This is a genomic window from Devosia sp. J2-20 (assembly GCF_055808475.1).
Genome location: NZ_CM147870.1, coordinates 257658 through 275234, shown reverse-complemented (window position 1 = coordinate 275234; position 17577 = coordinate 257658). Strand labels below are relative to the sequence as shown.

The following is a 17577-nucleotide window of genomic DNA, read 5'->3' as shown; positions in this document are numbered from 1 at the left end:
GAGGCACGCTCAGCCGAAGGCGGTCTGCCAAGATTGCCGGCTGGTTAGGTTCGATAGCGGGGATTCCACCCTCCCTATCGGACCGACCTAGAACCCCTCAACCTTTCTTGCCGATCTGATCCAGTGTCGCGAAATCCGCGTCGCTGAGTTCGATGCCGGCTGCCGCCACATTGTCCTCAAGGTGCTTCACCTTGCTGGTGCCCGGAATGGGCAGAATGACCGGCGAGCGCTTGAGCAACCAGGCCAGGGCAATCTGGCTTGGCGAGGCCTTGTGCTTTTCGGTGATGGCGCGCGCATCCGCATGGCCTTCAACCAGTTCACCACCGGCCAGCGGAAACCACGGAATGAAGCCAATGCCATTGGCGGCGCAGTATTCCAGCACGTCTTCACTGTCGCGATTGGCAAAATTGTAGAGGTTCTGCACGGTGGTGACGTCGAAGTATTTTTGCGCTTCCTTGATGTCGTCCACACTGACATTGCTCAGGCCGGCATGGCGGATAATCCCGTCCATCTTGAGCTGCGCGACCGCCTCGAACTGCGCCTGGCGTGGCGTCTGCTTGTCGATCCGGTGCAATTGCCACAGATCAATCACATCCACCTTGAGCCGTTGGCGGCTCAGCACCGCGCCCTGTCGTAGAAATTCAGGGCGCCCCACATGGTGCCATTCGCCGGGCCCGGTGCGGGTCAGTCCACCCTTGGTGCCCACGATCGTCCCCTTGCCATAGGGTTCCAGTGCCCGCGCAATCAGCTCTTCGCTAACGAAAGGGCCATAGCTCTCGGCGGTATCAACGAAATTGACATTGAGTTCCGGCAGTCGCCGCAGCACCGCCTTGGCGCCCTCGACATCGTCCGGAGGCCCCCAGATACCCGGGCCGGTGATCCGCATCGCGCCAAAGCCGAGGCGATTGATCGTCAGATCACCGCCAATGGAAAACGTGCCCGCAAGGGCTGCGTCCAGAACTGTCATATTGAATTCTCCGCATGGTCGCGCCAGGAATGGCGCTCGGAACTAGTTGTGTTCGTCAGGCAGGTCCGGCAGCGGCAGAAACTCGATGCCGTCCTCTGCCAGCCCGGCGACCTCGTCATGCGTCGCCTCGCCATAAATGCCGCGCGCCTCGACCTCTTCGAAATGGATCTTGCGCGCCTCTTCGGCAAATTTGTCACCGACATAATCGGCTTCGCTGGTGACCTTGTCGCGATAGGCCCGCAGCATTTCGCGGATCTTGGCGGCCTCGGGGTGACCGGCGCTGACCACAACCTTGTCGCCGTCACTACGGGCCACGGCGGGCGCCATCAGCGCCTTCTCAACATCGCCATCGCCGCACACCGCGCAGGTCACCAGACCGCGCGTCTTCTGCTCATCAAACGCTGCAGCGTTCCTGAACCAAACGTCGAACTGGTGGCCTTGTGAGCATTGGAGGGAATACTGGATCACGGCAAAACTTCTCGAGCGCCTCTATGGCGCGGCTGTAGCAGAATAGCTGGTTTTGACCTAGCGCGGCAACGCGGCCGGCGTGGCGAAGGGTTTTTCATTGGCAAGAGCGGAATCCGCTCCCGCGCATCCGCGACCAACTCCGGCGTAATCTCGGCCACCAGCACGCCGGGCTGGTCATGATCAAGCTCGCCCACGACCCGACCCCAGGGGTCGATAATGATGGAATGGCCATAAGTAGCCCGGCCATTGGCGTGCTGTCCGCCCTGCGCCGCAGCAATCACATAAGAGCCTGTCTCGATCGCCCGGGCGCGCAGCAGCACATGCCAGTGCGCCTGCCCGGTTGGCACCGTAAACGCCGCTGGCACCGCCATCAGCGTGGCGCCCGCATTGGCCAGGGCATTGAACAGCTTGGGAAAACGCATGTCGTAGCAGATCGCCATGCCGAGCGTAAAATCGCCAACTGGCGCCGTTACCGCCGTCTCGCCGCCACGATAGGTATCGCTTTCACGATAGGCATTGAGCCCGGCAATGGTGGCATCGAACAGGTGGATCTTGTCATACTGCGCCGCGATTTGACCATCGGGCCCGAACAGCACCGACCGGTTCGCGAACCGGCCATCATCGAGCGGCACGGCCAGCGAACCGATATGAATGTGGATACCATGGTGCCGGGCCAGTTCGCCCACACGCGCCAATTGCGGGTCATCTTCAAAAGGCGATGCCACGGCAGCAAGGCCAGCGCGGTTTTCCGCGAAGGCCATCGTCACTTCGGGCGTCAACACATAGCGCGCGCCCGCCTGCGTGGCCTCGGCCAGCAGGGGCTCAAGCGCCGCCATATTGGCCGACGGGTCGGCACCCGAGCGCATCTGAATCGCCGCTATCTTCACCCGGGCAATCCCTAGCGAGTCAGCAGCGGATCAAGGCCACCGCGCCGATCAAGCGCTGCCATATCGTCATAGCCGCCGATATGGGCATCATCGATAAAGATCTGTGGCACCGTGCGGCGACCATGGGCGCGCTGCATCATGGCCTCGCGCAGGGACGGGTCCAACACGTTGATCTCGGTATAGTCTGCGCCTTTTTCAGCCAGCAGCGATTTGGCTGCATGGCAAAACGGGCAGGTCGGCGTCGTATAGATTTCGATGGTAGCCAATTCAAAATTCTCCCATGAATACGGGTGCTTGCTCTTATATGGGTAACTCCGCACCAATGACAACGCGGGCGAAAGTCACGACATCGACAGAGCCGGCACCGCCTTTGAGCAAAGCGCGGGTAACCGCCTTGGTTGTGGCGCCGGTGGTATAGACATCATCGACCAGCACAATTGACCTGTCGGTGACCCGCACCATCGCCTCGCGATCAACGGCAAAGGCGCCGGCAACGTTCCGCTGTCGTCCGTCTCCGCTCAACCCAACCTGCTGCCGGGTCTTGCGCGTGCGCCGCACCAGAGCGGTATCGACACGCAGTCCGGTGAGTTGTCCAAGATGCAGCGCCAATTCCGCCGACTGGTTATAGCGCCGCGACAGGTGTCGGGCGCGATGCAATGGCACCGGCACAAGAACGGGATCTGATTGCCACAGCTCACGCCCGGCACCTGCCATCAGCCGCGCACAGAACCGCGCCAGTTCGGGTCGATCACCGTATTTGAGCCGCGACACGATCGCTCCAGCGATGTCATCATAGATCACCGCAGCGCGTGCCCGTCCAAAGGGTGGCGGATCAGCCAGGGCCTCGGCCGACAGGGCATCGGGGCCCAGCGAGACCTCAAAGGGCAGCCCGAGCCGCGGGCAGAGTGGCGCCGTGATCGGGCGCAACCGGGCAAAACACTGTGGGCACAACGTATCTGGCGACGCCATGGGCGCCTCGCAATTCAGACATGCCGGGGGATAGACCAGATCAAGCAGACCACGGCCCAGCCACCGCACACCCTGCCTCAGGTGTCGGCGCCATGCCCCGCTTTTGACAAGCTCGTCGGCGCTCTCCATAACGCCTTCCATAGTGCCATGTCCTGAAACGGCCGCAAGTCACATGATTCAGACCCCCGCGATTTTCGATTCAGCCCTGATTGCCCAGCATCTGGCGCGCCGCAGCGCACCGGGCGATTTCGTCACTGATCTGGTGCTGGCCGATCTTGAAGACCGGCTGGCGGCGCTGATCCGCGACTTCCCCAAAGCCGCCATTATTGGCCCGGACGTCGACGAGCTCCCCGCCTTTGGCCAGACCGCCAGCGCCCGGTTCAGCTATCAGCGTCACGCCGCCTTTGGCGGCCAGGACGACGTACCGGTGCTCGAGGGCGAGGATTTCAATCTGATTGTCTCGATCCTGCACCTGCAGGCGGTCAATGATGTGCCCGGCTATCTGGCGCGCCTGCGGGCCAGGCTTGCCCCCGATGGCCTGCTGATGATCGCCGCACTGGGCGGGGAAACCCTGACCGAATTGCGCGAGGCCTTTCTGGCCGCCGATGCGCAGATATTTGGCGGCGCCTCGGCGCGTGTCGCCCCCATGCTGCAGGTGCGCGATGGGGGCGGGCTGTTGCAGCGCGCCGGACTGGCGCTGCCCGTGGCCGATGTGGAAACCCATGTCGTGCGCTACCCCACCCCCTTTGCGCTGATGGCCGAACTCAAGGCGCTCGGTGCGGCCAATCCACTGGTGGATCGCTCACGCCGGCTGGCCAGCCCGGCCCTGCTGGCCGCAGCCGCCCAGGCCTATGCCGAGCGCGATGCCGACCCCGATGGCCGTATCCGTGCCACGCTCGAAATCGTCTGGCTCTCGGGCTGGGCGCCGCATGAAAGCCAGCAGCAACCGCTCAAGCCCGGCAGCGCCACGTCGCGCCTGGGCGATGTACTGGGCAAGGTCTGACAGACCAACAAAAAGGCCGGTGTTTCCACCGGCCTTCTGATTATTTCAGTCGATATCTGCGCGCTTAGGCGGCAGCTTCCTCGTCGCCTTCAGCCGCAGCGTCCTTGGTCCGCTTAGGTGACTTGGCGAGGTTCTTTTCGATCAGCTGCACAGCTTCGGTCAGCGTCAACTTGTTGACCGAACCGATTTCGCGGCTCATGCGATCCATCGCCTGTTCAAACAGCTGGCGTTCCGAATAGGACTGCTCTGGCTGCTCTTCGGAGCGATACAGATCGCGCACGACCTCGGAGATGGCGATCAGATCGCCCGAATTGATCTTGGCTTCATATTCCTGGGCCCGACGCGACCACATGGTGCGCTTGACGCGGGCACGGCCGGTCACGGTGGTCAGCGCCTGAGCGACCATATCCTCGTCGGCCAGCTTGCGCATGCCAACGGACTTGATCTTGGCGACGGGGACGCGCAGGGTGAGCTTGTCCTGTTCAAAGCTGATCACGAACAGCTCGAGAACCAAACCGGCGACTTCCTGTTCCTCGATGGAGACGATGACGCCGACGCCATGCGCCGGATAGACGACAAACTCGCCCGTCTTGAACCCAAGTCGCTGCTGTGACTTCTTGGCTACCATATTCATGGAACTCCTTGTTGACGCCCCAACGGACAGTTCCTCGCGGAAAGGACCGTCCATCATTACTTATTGGCGTCCAAACGGAACGCCGCGCGCAGCACAACCCCACGCACACCGGACCCGCTTGTTCCGGAGCGCACGCATCCTACGATGTTGTCAAAAAAATCGTGCCTGAAGGCACGGGTTGGGTGACGAGCTGAACTGCATATGGGCTCACCATAGCACAAAAAATCAGCAAAATCAAAAACTACAGATCAGTGGCCTATTCGCCACTATGGCAGTCGTGTTTCGCCAGAACCGCACTCTGGCCGACCGCCAAAACACACTAGTCGAGCAGCGCAAATTCCAGCAGCAGGCTGCGCTGCCAGTCATTGAAATTATTATCCGAGCCGATCAGTATCCGCGTCTCGCCATCGGGTGCCTGATGCACCGCCAGCGCTTCCATATTGTCGATGGCACTGCCGCTGACAGCCAGTAAAAGCTCGCCTGTCATGACACTGCCCGGGCGCACATCGGCCGCCCCGACGCGCCGCAGCGCCATCGAAAACGTCAGCATCGACACGCCCCGCTCCAGCACCAGCAGATCGCCATTGGGCAGAAAGGCGCAATCGGTCGGATACACCACCGGGCTGACCGCATAGCTGATCGGCCCCTTGTCGTTCTGCCCCAGCAGCCAGCCGGCATGATTGCCCGCGCCGTCTTCATGATCTTCGGTCAGCAGCAGGGTCGAGCCGGCGATGGGGGAGCTTGGGGGGCAATGCACACCGATTCCAGCGAACCATTGGTGCGTAGATCATCGAGCCAGCCGGGCAATTCCACTTCGCGCGCCGCGCCACCCGGCACCCCGTCGGTCAGCGCGAAATCTGCTACCCGCGTCAAATGCTCAAACCCCACCCGCACCCCTACCGGAATGCCGCTGCGATAGATGGTGTCGATACTCTCGGCGTCCTTGGCATATTGCCGCGGCAGCGGATCGCCCTTGGAATTGCGGATCGGCTCGACCGTGACCCCGATCAGCCCGAACAGGCGATCGGTATCGTCATAGGCCAGCTGTCCAGCCACAAAGCTGCCCCGGTCAGTAACGAAGCTGACATGCTGGTCAGGACCGGTAGTGGTCAGGCCGGATAGCCCGCCAAACGTATCATCCTGCGCCACCAGCGCCAGACCACCGCGAAACGCCAGACGGCCCACACGACCATCCAGCCCGGTGTCACCAAAGCTGGTGATCTGGGTCGCGCTGACCGCAACCTCCGATGCCTCAAGGGGCGACAACCCCGCCAGCAGCGCGACAGCGATGGTGGCCAGGGTCCGTTGCATCACCGTCCGCGGCGACGTGACTGTGGCGGCAATTCTTCATCGAACAGCGCTGCCAGCTCGTCGGTCAGCGCCCCAGCAAGCTCTTCGGCATCAAGCAGGGTCACGGCGCGGCGATAATAGCGCGTCACGTCATGGCCAATACCAACAGCCACCAGCTGAATGGGCGAACGGGTCTCGATGTCTTCGATCACCTGACGCAGATGGGCCTCGAGATAATTGCCGGCATTGACCGACTGGGTGCTGTCATCGACCGGCGCACCATCGGAAATCACCATCATGATCCGCCGCGCTTCGGGGCGCGCCATCAAGCGCTTGCGCGCCCATTCGAGCGCCTCGCCATCGATGTTTTCCTTGAGCAGGCCCTCACGCATCATCAGGCCCAGATTGCGCCGGGCATGGCGCCATGGCTCATCGGCAGCCTTGTAGATGATGTGGCGCACATCATTGACGCGCCCCGGATTGGCCGGACGCCCTGCTTCCAGCCAGGCCTCACGGCTCTTACCGCCCTTCCAGGCACGGGTGGTAAAGCCCAAAATCTCGACCTTGACGCCACAGCGCTCCAGCGTGCGCGCCAGAATATCACCGCAGATCGCGGCAATGGTGATCGGCCGACCGCGCATCGACCCCGAATTGTCGATCAGCAACGTCACCACGGTGTCGCGGAAATCGGTATCGTTCTCGACCTTGAAGCTGAGTGCCTGCATCGGATCGGTGACCACACGGGTCAGGCGCGCCGTATCAAGCAGGCCTTCTTCAAGATCGAACTGCCAGCTGCGGTTCTGCTTGGCCATCAGTCGGCGCTGCAGCTTGTTGGCCAGCCGCGCAACAGCGCCGGCTAGGCTCTCCAGCTGCTTGTCGAGCAAGGCGCGCAACTGATCAAGCTCATCGGGTGGACACAGCTCGGCCGCCTTGACGATCTCGTCGAACTTGTTGGTGAACACCTTGTAGTTGAACTGGTTGGAGAGCTCATTGCTGCCCTCCTTGCCGGGGGGCGGCATGGGGGCGTCTTCGCCGGCATCGGCAGCCGCGTCCTCATCGGTATCGGCCATATCCGATTCGATACCGTCCACATCGCCAGCTTCTTCGCTGTCGCCGGTCTGTTCGTCCTGATCGCTGTCCTGGCTGTCGTTCTCGCCTTCGCCCTGCTCGGGCGCCTGCTCGGAATTCTCGCGCTGATCAGGCTCCTGATCATCCCCATCGTTCTCGTCGGAATCGGCGGGATCCTCGAGTTCGCTTTCGGGCACCAGATTGAGATCACGCAGCAGCATCTTGGCCACTTTGGAGAACTCGTCCTGATTTTCGTAGCGCGTCAGCAGATCATCGAGCGACTTGCCGCCCTTGTCTTCGATCTCCTTGCGCCACAGATCAACCAGCGCATGGCCCGATGGCGGCACCGGCACACCTGCAAGCTTTTCACGCAGCAGCAGGCCCAGCGCCTCGGCAATGGGCGCATCGCCCTTGTCGTCGACTTCGGCGAAATTGCCGCGGAACAGGCGGTCTTCCAGCATTTCGGCAATATTGCCAGCCATGCCGGGCATGCGCACGCAGCCCAGCGCCTCGACGCGGGCCTGCTCGAGCGCATCAAACGCCGCACGGGCGGTGGGATCCATCGGCGAGCGCTTGCGATGTGATTCGGGGTCGTGGCTGGCCAGCCGCATCGCCATGGCGTCGCCCTGCCCGCGGGCAATGGCGATATCGCGCCGGGTCGGCAGCCGGGGCAGATTGGCTAGACGTGCCTTGTCCGAGGTCAGCAGGGGCCGATCCGAGGTGAATGTCACCTCCAGATCAGGCTTGGCGCCGATGGCGCGCACCGTTGCCCCCATCGCCGATTTGAAAATCTGCGTCTGGTCGGGCTTGTTGGCTTTGTTGCGCGGTGGGTTGGCCATGAAAAATGCTCGTCGGTTGGGGGAAGGCCCCCTCACCCGCCACGAATGCGGCGACCGCTCCCCCAAGGGAGAAGTGAGAAATGCCGGACCCCCTGCACCTCCCCCTTGGGGGAGAGGTCGGCCCGAGCGGGCCGGGTGAGGGGGCCTTCTTGTCTTAGACCGTCACAGCCAGATTGGCTGATGATTCAGGCAGATCTTCGCCGAAGACGCGCTGGTAGAACTCGGCCACGACAGGGCGTTCAAGTTCGTCGCACTTGTTCAGGAAGGTCAGGCGGAAGGCAAAGCCGACATCGCCACCAAAAATCTCGGTATTTTCGGCCCAGGTGATGACAGCGCGCGGGCTCATCACGGTGGACAGATCGCCATTCATGAAGGCCGAGCGCGTCAGGTCCGCCAGGCGCACCATATTGCCCACCAGCTTCTTGCCCGCCTCGGTCGCCGCATAGGCCTTGTTCTTGGCCAGAACGATGCCGACTTCCTTGTCATGGGGCAGGTAGTTCAGCGTGGTGACCAGGCTCCAGCGGTCCATCTGGCCCTGGTTGATCTGCTGGGTGCCGTGATAGAGGCCCGATGTATCGCCCAGACCAATCGTATTGGTGGTGGAGAACAGACGGAACGCGGGATGCGGTACGATCACGCGGTTCTGGTCGAGCAGGGTCAGACGACCCGCCACTTCGAGCACACGCTGGATCACGAACATCACATCGGGGCGACCCGCATCATATTCGTCAAACACCAGCGCAACATTGTTCTGCACGGCCCATGGCAGGATACCGTCACGGAATTCGGTGATCTGCTTGCCGTCCTTGAGCACGATCGCGTCCTTGCCGACCAGGTCAATACGGCTGACATGGCTATCGAGGTTGACGCGGACCAGCGGCCAGTTCAGCCGCGCAGCAACCTGCTCGATATGGGTCGATTTGCCGGTGCCGTGATAGCCCTGCACCATGACGCGGCGATTGAAGGCAAAGCCGGCCAGAATTGCCAATGTGGTGTTGCGATCGAACAGATAGTCCGGATCGATCGGCGGCACATGGCTATTGGCTTCCTTGTAACCCATCACCTTCATGTCGGTGTCGATGCCGAACAGCTCCCGAGCCGAGTATTCGGTGTCGGGCAGATTGGTGTAGTCAGTCATGGCAAAGCTCTTGGCGAAATCGAGACAGGAGGGACAGAAAAACTTGGGCGCTCTATAGCAGCAATGTCGCAGGGACGGTAGCCACCGAACCGGCAGGCCTAGTTGCCGACAAAGCCCATTTTCTTCAAATGGCTATAGGCCGCGATGATAGTCCGAAGACGTTCCTCGGACGATTTGTCGCCGCCATTGGCGTCAGGGTGATGAATCTTGACCAGGGTCTTGTAGGCGCTCTTGATCTCATCGGCCTTGGCCTGGCCCAGAATGCCAAGCGTTTCGAGCGCACGACGATCGTTTTCATTGAGCGCCTTGACCCGTTCTTCGGCAGGCTTTTGCGCCTGACGGTGACGATACTTGGCGAACACGCCGAACGGATCGCCATAGCGATCGCCCGGCCGCATGCCGGCCGTGGCAGCGGCGCGAGGCCGCACGCCGGGATTGCCGGTGGCAAAGCTGGAGCGACTTTCGGCCTTGGGCGGCTTGGTCAGCGCCTCGTTGAGCTCGTCCTTTTCCATGCCAGCAAAGAAGTTGAACGCCGTATTGTAGTGGCGCACATGCTCAAGGCAAAACCGGTGATACTCGGCTTCGCTGCGCTTGCCTTCGGTACGATTGCCCTTGGGGGCCTTGTACTCGCCGGCCTTTTCACAACCTTCCCATTCACACACATGTTCAATGGGCGCGGGCTTTTCTTCCCGGCGCGGACGGATGCGAATGTTATCGAAGAGCTTGGATTGGGATTTCATTGCGCCTAGTTACTTGCCTTGGATCAGTTAGAAAGTGCCCGCCCGATGTCCGCTAAAGACACCATTACCGCCAAGCTCTCCAGCAGGTTTACTCCTGCCTTCCTCGATGTGATCGACGAGTCGATGCTCCATCATGGTCATGCCGGCTGGCGTGAAGGGGGTGAAACCCACTTTCGTGTCAGAATCGCGACCGCCCATTTTGACGGGCTCAGCCGCGTCGCGCAACACCGCGCGATCATGGAAACGCTTGATGACGAACTCAAGGAACGCGTCCACGCTCTCGCCATCGAAGTCCTGCCATCGGCAGGGCCATACCCTGTAGCAGACAAAGACTAGCCGCGCATATCGTCAAGAAAGCTCGAGACCGCTTTGGGGTCGACATTTTTTTCGATGAACGCCCGACCGATGCCGCGCGTCAGGATGAAGGTCAGCGCGCCGCGGCTGACTTTCTTGTCCTGGGCGATCGCGGCCATCAGCGCTTCTGTACTGCCCAGCGTGCCGGGCACCTCAGCCAATGTGGTGGGCAGACCCGCCTTTTTCAAATGCGCCACGATGCGGCCGGTGTCCTGGCTCGGTGCCAGACCCTGCCGGGCCGAGAAGCCGTGCGCCAGCACCATGCCGACGGCCACACCCTCGCCATGCAACAAGCGATCTGAATAGCCGGTGTCCTTTTCCAGCGCATGGCCGAAGGTGTGCCCAAGATTGAGCAGTGCGCGCACGCCCAGCTCGGTCTCGTCCTCGATCACCACGCGCGCCTTGTGGGCGCAGCAGCGCGCAATGGCTTCGCCGCGCGCGGGACCACCAGCAAAGATTTCCGCCTGATTCTCTTCGAGCCAGAAAAAGAACGCTTCATCGTCGATCAGGCCGTATTTGACTACTTCGGCATAGCCCGACGCGAACTGTCGCGGCGACAGCGTGTCGAGCGTGGACAGGTCCGCCAGCACCAGTTTTGGCTGATGAAACGCTCCGATCAGGTTTTTGCCATGCGGAGAGTTGATGCCGGTCTTACCTCCCACCGAGCTGTCGACCTGCGCCAGTAGCGAGGTCGGCATCTGCACAAACCCCATACCGCGCCGGGCAATCGCCGATGCAAAGCCGGCCAGATCACCGATCACCCCGCCCCCCAGCGCGATTATCAGATCGCCGCGCTCCAGACGGGCGGCCAGAATGCCCTCGACAGCCTGCCCCAGCATATCCCATGACTTGGTGCTTTCGCCCGCTGGCAGCACGATTTCGCTGTGCTGTAACCCTGCGGCATCGAGCGAGGCCAGCAGCCGTGGCAATTGCGCCTTGGCGACATTGTCATCGGTGATGATGCCATAGCGCCGCCCCGGAAACCGTTCGGCCAGCAGCGCACCCGCATCATCGAGCAGCCGGTCGCCGATGAGAATGTCATAGGCCCGATCGCCCAGGCCGACATGAACGGTGTGCGCAATATCGGCCATCAGGTGTCCTGTTGTTTGAGATGGGCCAGCACCGCCTGCACCACATCGCTGGCGACCGCTTCCTGCGGCACGTCGCGGCTGGTCACGGTAACATCGGCCTCGGCATAAATGGGGTAGCGTTCCTCGATCAGCTTTTCCAGCGTCGCACGCGGATTGGCCGTCTTGAGCAGGGGGCGGTTGGAGCGCCGCGACACCCGATCGAACAGGATACCGATCTCGGCCTTGAGCCAGACCGAAATGGCTTCCGCCTTGACCAGCGCACGGGTCTCCTGATTGACAAAAGCCCCGCCGCCCGTCGCCAAAACAACGCCCCGGGTCTTGAGCACCCGGGCAATCACCCGGGTTTCGCCGGCCCTGAATTCGGGCTCGCCGCGCTGCTCGAAAATCTCGGGCACGCTCATCTGCGCGGCCTTTTCAATCTCTTCGTCGCTGTCGAGAAACTGACGGTTGAGGCGCGCAGCAAGCCGGCGGCCGACAGTGGTTTTGCCGGCGCCCATCATGCCGACCAGCACCAGCGGCCGGCCGTCCAATAGTTCGGCAAGCTCCTCGGCGCGGGCCTGTCGCAATGCCGGATCGGGTCGGGTCAAGCAGTGGCACTCCTGATATGGCCGCTATCAACCCGCCTGCGCCGTCGCTGTCAAGAACTAGCGCGCCATTGCCTTATCCCTACGGAAATGAAACCATTTACTGCCATATTTTCGGCAAATGCAGTTTAGTGGACCCTCATGCCGACCCTGATCCGCCTCATCATCACGCTGTTGTTTCTGGCAGGCCTTGTCTATGTGGGCATGTTCGCCCTGGTGGCCTTTGTCGAGCCCGAGCCCAAACAGGTGACCATTCGCATCCCCACCCGCGACCTGCTCAATGGCGGCGCGCCGGCCCTGCCCGGCAGCACCGAACCGGCCAGCGCAGACACCGCTACCCCGCAGACCACCGGCCAATGAGCGGCACCCATCTGGTCGCATCATTTCTTGAAATGATGAGCGCCGAACGGGGTGCGGCCAAGAACACCATCGATGCCTATCGCCGCGACCTCGATGATTATGCAGCCTTTCTGGCCGGGCGGGGACAAACGGCGCTCAAGAGCGACCGCGAGGCGGTCATGGCCTATCTCGCCGGGCTCGATAGTCAGGGTTTATCGGCCTCTTCGAGTGCCCGCCGCCTGTCTGCCATCCGCCAGTTCCACCAGTTCTTGTGCGCCGATAATCTGCGCGGCGATGACCCCACCCGCATTGTCGCCAGCCCCAAGAGCCGCCGGGCCCTGCCCAAGGTGCTCTCGGTGGCCGAGGTGGATAAACTGCTCACCACCGCAGAAAGCCAAGCCAATGCAGAGGCTTCACCCGCTGAGCAGGCGGGGGCATTGCGGCTCTATGTGCTGCTCGAACTGCTCTATGCCACCGGCATGCGCGTTTCCGAGCTGGTAAGCCTGCGCCGCGCCGCGGTAATGCGCGACACCAGCTTCATCACCGTCACCGGCAAGGGCAATAAGGAGCGCATCGTGCCGCTCAACGATCGCGCCCGCGATGCCATCAAGACCTATCTGGCAACGCTGGAGCCGGGCCCTTTCCTGTTCCCCGCCAAGGGTGCCGACGGCTATCTGTCGCGCCAGGTTTTTGCCCGCGATCTCAAGGGATTGGCCGGGCTGGCCGGGATCAGCGCGGCCCGTGTCGCCCCTCATGTGCTGCGCCATGCCTTTGCCAGCCATTTGCTGGCCGGCGGCGCCGATCTGCGCGTGGTACAGATGCTGCTCGGCCATGCCGATATTTCGACCACCCAGATTTATACCCATGTTCTGGACGAGAAGCTGCGCACCCTGGTGGAGACCCACCACCCCCTCAACCAGTCATGACATCTGGGGGTAATCGGGTAACAGACTGTTAGCATCGAGCCCCACAAAGCGCCTATCGCTGTGACTCCGCTTGACTTGCCATTGCGCCATCGTCACTTTCCGGCCACTTTAGGGCGCGACAGCAGCGGCCCTGATGCATGGGTCCAGAAATGTGACCCCTAACGGGCAGGTGGAATGCAGTCTTATCTCGATTTCGAAAAGCCGGTAGCCGATCTTGAAGGCAAGATCGCCGAGCTCAAGTCTCTTGCAGCGACCGATCAGGCCGTCAGCATCGACGAGGAGGTCAACCGCCTGTCGAGCCGCGCCGACGAGGCGCTGGTGGAAATCTACAAAAAACTCACGCCCTGGCAGAAGACCCAGGTCGCGCGTCATCCGCAGCGGCCGCACTTCTCCGATTATATCAAGACGCTGATCACCGAATGGCAGCCCATGGCTGGCGATCGCAAGTTCGCCGAGGACTCTGCCATTCAGGCCGGCTTTGGCCGCTTCAATGGTCAGCCTGTCGCCGTTCTGGGTCAGGAAAAGGGCAACTCCACCGAGAGCCGCCTCAAGCACAATTTCGGCATGGCCCGGCCTGAAGGCTATCGCAAGGCCGTCCGCATCATGGAAATGGCCGACCGGTTCAATATTCCGGTGATCTCGTTCGTCGACACCGCTGGCGCCTATCCCGGCATCGGCGCTGAAGAGCGCGGTCAGGCCGAAGCCATTGCCCGCTCCACCGAAAAATCGCTCGAACTGGGCGTGCCCAATATCGCCATCGTCATCGGCGAAGGCGGCTCTGGCGGCGCGATTGCCATTGCCACGGCCAGCCGCGTGCTGATGCTCGAACACGCCATCTATTCGGTCATCTCGCCCGAAGGCGGCGCCACCATTCTGTGGCGTGACGCGGCCCGGGCCCAGGATGCGGCCACCAATATGAAGATCACCTCGGCCGACCTGCTCGGCTTTGGTGTGATCGACGGCATCATTCCCGAGCCCACCGGCGGCGCCCATCGCCATCCCGAGGCGGTCATGGCCTCGACCCGCGAGGCACTTGCCAAGTTCCTGGCCGACTTTTCTGGCAAGAGCCGGCTCGAAGTGCGCGAGCACCGCCGCGAGAAATTCATGGCCATCGGCACCGCGCTTTAAGCCTGTCTGCACGCTGGCCTTTGCCCATGCGGGCGAGGGCCCTGCCCACACATCTGTGTGATCAGCCCCGACTAGCTGGGGATTTTGGCCCATGGTAAGACTTCATTCACCAGCAATTCTCATGCTTGGGTAACCACTGGCCCCTAAAGGTCAGCGACTGTTCTCGCAATTGGGCCGCGCCATCGTGACCGCCACCGTTCTTCGTAAAATCTGCTCTGCGATCATTCTGCTCTGGGTCGTCTTCGGCCTGGCTGCCTGTGGTGGCTTCCTGCCCAAATCATCGAGCAACCGGCACAACCAGCCGCTGCAGTCGAGCGTCGTCTCGGCGCTCAAATCCATGGGCTCGTCACCCGGCGAAGCCATGATGATCCGCATCTTCAAGCAGGAGCAGTCGCTCGAAGTCTGGAAGCGCACCAGCGCCGGCCAGTTCAAGCTGTTCCGCACCTATGAGATTTGCGCCTTCTCGGGCGATCTGGGCCCCAAGATCAAGGAAGGCGACCGGCAGAGCCCTGAGGGGTTCTATACGATCACGCCGGGCCTGATGAATCCCAAGTCCAACTATTATCTGGCCTTCAATACCGGCTTTCCCAACAAGTTCGACCGCGTCCATGGCCGCACGGGCTCGGATCTGATGGTGCATGGCGACTGCTCTTCGCGCGGCTGCTACGCCATGACCGATCACGGCATTGCCGAAATCTATGCGCTGGCCCGCGAGAGCTTCAAGGGCGGCAATTCCAGCTTCCAGCTGCAGATCTTCCCCTTCAAGATGACCTCGACCAACCTGGCAAAGCAGGCCAAGAGCCAGCACCTCAATTTCTGGAAGGACATCAAGGAAGGCTACGACCTGTTCGAGCTCAACAAGCAGCCGCCGGCCTGGGATGTGTGCGAACGCCAGTATATCTTCAACGCCAGTGGTGGCGGTGCGCTCAATGCGGCCGGCCCCTGCCCTGCCGTGACCCGCAGCGCTGCGCTGCAGGCCAAATTGCTGGCCGACGAAAAAGCTGTGGCCGACGAACTGGCGGCAACCGAACGGCGCATCGCCGAGGAAGCCGCGCTCAAGGAGCGCAGCGAGGCCGTCAACGGCGCAGTCAATGGCGCCGTCACCAATCTGTTTGGTGGCCTGGGCGGCCTGTTTGGCGGCGAAGAGGTAACCCCGGTCATGAGCGGCAAGACCGCACCCGTGCCCCGTCCCCGGCTCGCCCGCTAGGTTTTATCGATCAGCAGACGACGCGGATTTCTGCGTAGTCGCTCACCCCGCCACCATCGCTGGGCACAACGCCCAGCATGCATTGGGTATTGGGCAGGCCCACCGTGCCGCCGCGCGCAATAATGGTGCCATCCGACAGCGTGATATAGCCATCATCGACCGCGGCAATGCCCACCGTGCCGCTGGTGCCGCATACCGGATAGACATCCCCTGCCGACACCATGAACCGCATGCCCACTGGCAGACAGTCGCCGCCCGTTGCAATGGTCGGGGTCTCGACGGTAGCGCTGGGCAGGCCCGGCAAGCTCGAAAGGGCTGTGGCCGCCCCGCCCATGCGCTGCTCGGCTTCAAGCACCGCCAGCCGGTTGGATAGATCAAGCAAGGCGCCATCATCGCTGGCCGCACTGCTGCCCGCGCCCTGCTGGCGCCCGAACAGCTCCAGGCTCACCCGGATCTGCGCGATATCGGTGGAGACCCGTTTGATGTCGCGCTGGGTTTCGGCATAGACCCAGGCCGAGGCGCCCAGCGCCGCCAGACCGATCACGCCCACCGCCATACTGACAAGATTGCTCAAGAGCAGACCCGTTGACCGGCGTGCGGCCACAGGCTCAGGGGCCGGTTTAGCGCCACTGTCGCCCGGCACGACCCGCTCGTCATCTCGTGAAACGCCTTTGACGGCCCAATCGTCTGCCACAGCAACACTCTCCGTTGTCCCAGACCCCTAGCATGATCCAGCCCGGGGATCGCCTGACAATGCGGCCCTGATATGGTCAGAAACCAGCCATTGGCCAATCCCGGCCTCAGGAACGCCCGAAGCGCCGTTCAAGCCAGCTGACGGCAAACTCCACCATTGGGGAAGCCTCCACCAGCACCGATGGCGCATACCCGATAAGCCCGCGCCGGCCCTGTCCGGTGGCGAGGAAATCCTCCACGACATCCGCGAAATAGTCATCGGCCAGCCCGTCGATAATCGGAATGCCGGTATCGAATTCCTCAAACCAGCGCCAGACTATTTGCCCATCGACCAGGATCGGCGTCTGATAGCGACGTATCCGCTTGCCGGGAATGTCGGCCAGATGCTCGGCATGGTGCAGCAAGGTCATGGTGTCGAGCGGCGCCCCCAGCAGCAATGTCTTGCCACCGGCGGCAACCAGTTTGCCGAATGGCGATTGCGGCCCATAGCCATAGTCGAGCGCGTGATCGGCCACGAACCAGGCGGCACGGCCACCCAGCGCCGCGCATGAGGCGCCCGGACTGGCACTCCGAAGGGCCCCCGGCCTGGTGCGCAGCAGTTCAGGAAAGGCGCCATTGTCGCGGATCGACCGGGAGGCGGCCGGATCAAAGGGCGCAATATGGGCGCGCAATTCGGCCCGATCGATCACGCCATCATCGAACTGCCAGTCGCAATAGCCCAAAATCGTGCCGGACGGTCCCACGACGTCAGTCAGCGCACCGATCAAGCTATCCGGTCCGCCCAGAATGGGGCCAATGGATCGCAGCCCCGCATGCACCAGCACAGCATCACCAGACACAAGGCCGAACTCGGCCAGTTGTTCAGCCAGCGCCTGGCGCGTGATCATTATCGGGCAGATGCGCTGTCTGATGCGCTCTGCTGCGTCATGCCCAGAGGCTGAAATTCTGCCGGGACGGGCAGGCGCATCAGATGCAGTTCGAGCATCAGGCGAATGCTGGGGCGCACCGCAAACAGGATCGAGCCGATCAGAAACAGCCAGGTGCCGGCGAACAGCAGGCTGGAATAGAAAAACAGCACGCTGCCGACGATGAAGGCGATAGCCGCCAGAAATTCCACCAGCGTGCGGGCCAACTCATAATGCCGCACGGCGGCGGCGTGTTGCGCAGAGGCCGTGCGCAGGCGGTGATCGAACAGCTTCATCGCCGTCTCCAACTGGTGTGGTCGCCGAGGCGAGGATGGCGCGTTGCCAAT

General features: G+C 62.2%; 22 protein-coding genes. 6 read left to right on the top strand and 16 right to left on the bottom strand.

What is annotated here, in order from left to right; genetic code table 11:
* Nucleotides 1–97: 97 nt before the first annotated feature.
* From AC0L37_RS01410 to AC0L37_RS01390, 5 genes are read right to left on the bottom strand one after another with little or no spacing between them, the layout of a single operon-like run.
* On the bottom strand, nucleotides 98–967 hold the full coding sequence (locus AC0L37_RS01410; protein ID WP_282222195.1) for an aldo/keto reductase: 870 nt from the start codon (nucleotides 965–967) through the stop codon (nucleotides 98–100).
* A 42-nt stretch (nucleotides 968–1009) separates the two neighbouring features.
* Entirely contained in the window at nucleotides 1010–1435 is a 426-nt protein-coding gene (locus AC0L37_RS01405) for a DUF1178 family protein (RefSeq protein WP_212659676.1), read from the bottom strand.
* Nucleotides 1432–2322, bottom strand: coding sequence for a carbon-nitrogen hydrolase family protein (locus AC0L37_RS01400; RefSeq protein WP_282222196.1), 891 nt, complete (start codon nucleotides 2320–2322; stop codon nucleotides 1432–1434). The genes AC0L37_RS01405 and AC0L37_RS01400 overlap by 4 nt, the downstream gene beginning before the upstream one ends.
* 11 nt (nucleotides 2323–2333) lie before the next feature.
* Nucleotides 2334–2588, bottom strand: a complete 255-nt coding sequence (grxC, locus tag AC0L37_RS01395) for a glutaredoxin 3 (RefSeq protein ID WP_212659677.1) — start codon at nucleotides 2586–2588, stop codon at nucleotides 2334–2336.
* Nucleotides 2589–2622: 34 nt separating this feature from the next.
* Nucleotides 2623–3291, bottom strand: a complete 669-nt coding sequence (locus AC0L37_RS01390) for a phosphoribosyltransferase family protein (RefSeq protein WP_473313963.1) — start codon at nucleotides 3289–3291, stop codon at nucleotides 2623–2625.
* Nucleotides 3292–3463: 172 nt separating this feature from the next.
* Here AC0L37_RS01390 and AC0L37_RS01385 point away from each other — a divergent pair, with 172 nt between their 5' ends.
* Entirely contained in the window at nucleotides 3464–4294 is an 831-nt protein-coding gene (locus AC0L37_RS01385; protein WP_282222197.1) for a class I SAM-dependent methyltransferase, read from the top strand.
* A gap of 64 nt (nucleotides 4295–4358) precedes the next feature.
* Here AC0L37_RS01385 and AC0L37_RS01380 read toward each other — a convergent pair whose 3' ends face one another.
* The 6 genes from AC0L37_RS01380 to AC0L37_RS01355 form a co-directional block, all read right to left on the bottom strand.
* Nucleotides 4359–4928 (bottom strand): CarD family transcriptional regulator, encoded by a 570-nt coding sequence (locus AC0L37_RS01380; protein WP_427857115.1) that lies wholly within the window; start codon nucleotides 4926–4928, stop codon nucleotides 4359–4361.
* Between the two features lie 319 nt (nucleotides 4929–5247).
* Complete coding sequence (locus AC0L37_RS01375; protein WP_282222198.1) at nucleotides 5248–5685, bottom strand: esterase-like activity of phytase family protein; 438 nt, start codon at nucleotides 5683–5685, stop codon at nucleotides 5248–5250.
* Complete coding sequence (locus tag AC0L37_RS01370) at nucleotides 5637–6239, bottom strand: esterase-like activity of phytase family protein (protein ID WP_282222199.1); 603 nt, start codon at nucleotides 6237–6239, stop codon at nucleotides 5637–5639. Before AC0L37_RS01370 ends, AC0L37_RS01375 begins: the two co-directional genes overlap by 49 nt.
* Complete coding sequence (cobT, locus tag AC0L37_RS01365; protein ID WP_473313959.1) at nucleotides 6239–8125, bottom strand: cobaltochelatase subunit CobT; 1887 nt, start codon at nucleotides 8123–8125, stop codon at nucleotides 6239–6241. The genes AC0L37_RS01370 and cobT overlap by 1 nt, the downstream gene beginning before the upstream one ends.
* Nucleotides 8126–8279: 154 nt before the next feature.
* Entirely contained in the window at nucleotides 8280–9263 is a 984-nt protein-coding gene (cobS, locus tag AC0L37_RS01360; RefSeq protein WP_212659681.1) for a cobaltochelatase subunit CobS, read from the bottom strand.
* 98 nt (nucleotides 9264–9361) lie between these two features.
* Nucleotides 9362–10003 carry a J domain-containing protein gene (locus AC0L37_RS01355; protein ID WP_269371459.1) on the bottom strand — a complete coding sequence of 214 codons (642 nt, stop codon included), beginning with the start codon at nucleotides 10001–10003 and terminating at the stop codon, nucleotides 9362–9364.
* A gap of 45 nt (nucleotides 10004–10048) precedes the next feature.
* Here AC0L37_RS01355 and AC0L37_RS01350 point away from each other — a divergent pair, with 45 nt between their 5' ends.
* The gene (locus AC0L37_RS01350; RefSeq protein WP_212659683.1) at nucleotides 10049–10339 is read left to right on the top strand and encodes a BolA family protein; all 291 of its coding nucleotides are present in this window, start codon (nucleotides 10049–10051) and stop codon (nucleotides 10337–10339) included.
* On the opposite strand, the gene aroB is transcribed toward AC0L37_RS01350, so the two are convergent.
* On the bottom strand, nucleotides 10336–11448 hold the full coding sequence (aroB, locus tag AC0L37_RS01345; RefSeq protein ID WP_282222200.1) for a 3-dehydroquinate synthase: 1113 nt from the start codon (nucleotides 11446–11448) through the stop codon (nucleotides 10336–10338). The genes AC0L37_RS01350 and aroB overlap by 4 nt on opposite strands.
* On the bottom strand, nucleotides 11448–12035 hold the full coding sequence (locus AC0L37_RS01340) for a shikimate kinase (RefSeq protein WP_282222201.1): 588 nt from the start codon (nucleotides 12033–12035) through the stop codon (nucleotides 11448–11450). Before AC0L37_RS01340 ends, aroB begins: the two co-directional genes overlap by 1 nt.
* A 138-nt stretch (nucleotides 12036–12173) precedes the next feature.
* Here AC0L37_RS01340 and AC0L37_RS01335 point away from each other — a divergent pair, with 138 nt between their 5' ends.
* From AC0L37_RS01335 to AC0L37_RS01320, 4 genes are all read left to right on the top strand, one after another.
* Complete coding sequence (locus AC0L37_RS01335; RefSeq protein ID WP_331284421.1) at nucleotides 12174–12392, top strand: hypothetical protein; 219 nt, start codon at nucleotides 12174–12176, stop codon at nucleotides 12390–12392.
* Entirely contained in the window at nucleotides 12389–13297 is a 909-nt protein-coding gene (xerD, locus tag AC0L37_RS01330; protein WP_212659686.1) for a site-specific tyrosine recombinase XerD, read from the top strand. Before AC0L37_RS01335 ends, xerD begins: the two co-directional genes overlap by 4 nt.
* A gap of 174 nt (nucleotides 13298–13471) precedes the next feature.
* Nucleotides 13472–14425 (top strand): acetyl-CoA carboxylase carboxyltransferase subunit alpha, encoded by a 954-nt coding sequence (locus AC0L37_RS01325; RefSeq protein WP_212659687.1) that lies wholly within the window; start codon nucleotides 13472–13474, stop codon nucleotides 14423–14425.
* Nucleotides 14426–14609: 184 nt separating this feature from the next.
* Nucleotides 14610–15632, top strand: coding sequence for a L,D-transpeptidase family protein (locus AC0L37_RS01320; RefSeq protein WP_212659688.1), 1023 nt, complete (start codon nucleotides 14610–14612; stop codon nucleotides 15630–15632).
* A gap of 10 nt (nucleotides 15633–15642) precedes the next feature.
* On the opposite strand, the gene AC0L37_RS01315 is transcribed toward AC0L37_RS01320, so the two are convergent.
* The 3 genes from AC0L37_RS01315 to AC0L37_RS01305 form a co-directional block, all read right to left on the bottom strand.
* Complete coding sequence (locus AC0L37_RS01315; RefSeq protein ID WP_282222202.1) at nucleotides 15643–16326, bottom strand: hypothetical protein; 684 nt, start codon at nucleotides 16324–16326, stop codon at nucleotides 15643–15645.
* Between the two features lie 106 nt (nucleotides 16327–16432).
* Complete coding sequence (gene aac(3) / locus AC0L37_RS01310) at nucleotides 16433–17212, bottom strand: aminoglycoside 3-N-acetyltransferase (protein WP_282222203.1); 780 nt, start codon at nucleotides 17210–17212, stop codon at nucleotides 16433–16435.
* On the bottom strand, nucleotides 17212–17526 hold the full coding sequence (locus AC0L37_RS01305) for a YrhK family protein (RefSeq protein ID WP_212659691.1): 315 nt from the start codon (nucleotides 17524–17526) through the stop codon (nucleotides 17212–17214). Before AC0L37_RS01305 ends, aac(3) begins: the two co-directional genes overlap by 1 nt.
* Nucleotides 17527–17577 lie beyond the last annotated feature (51 nt).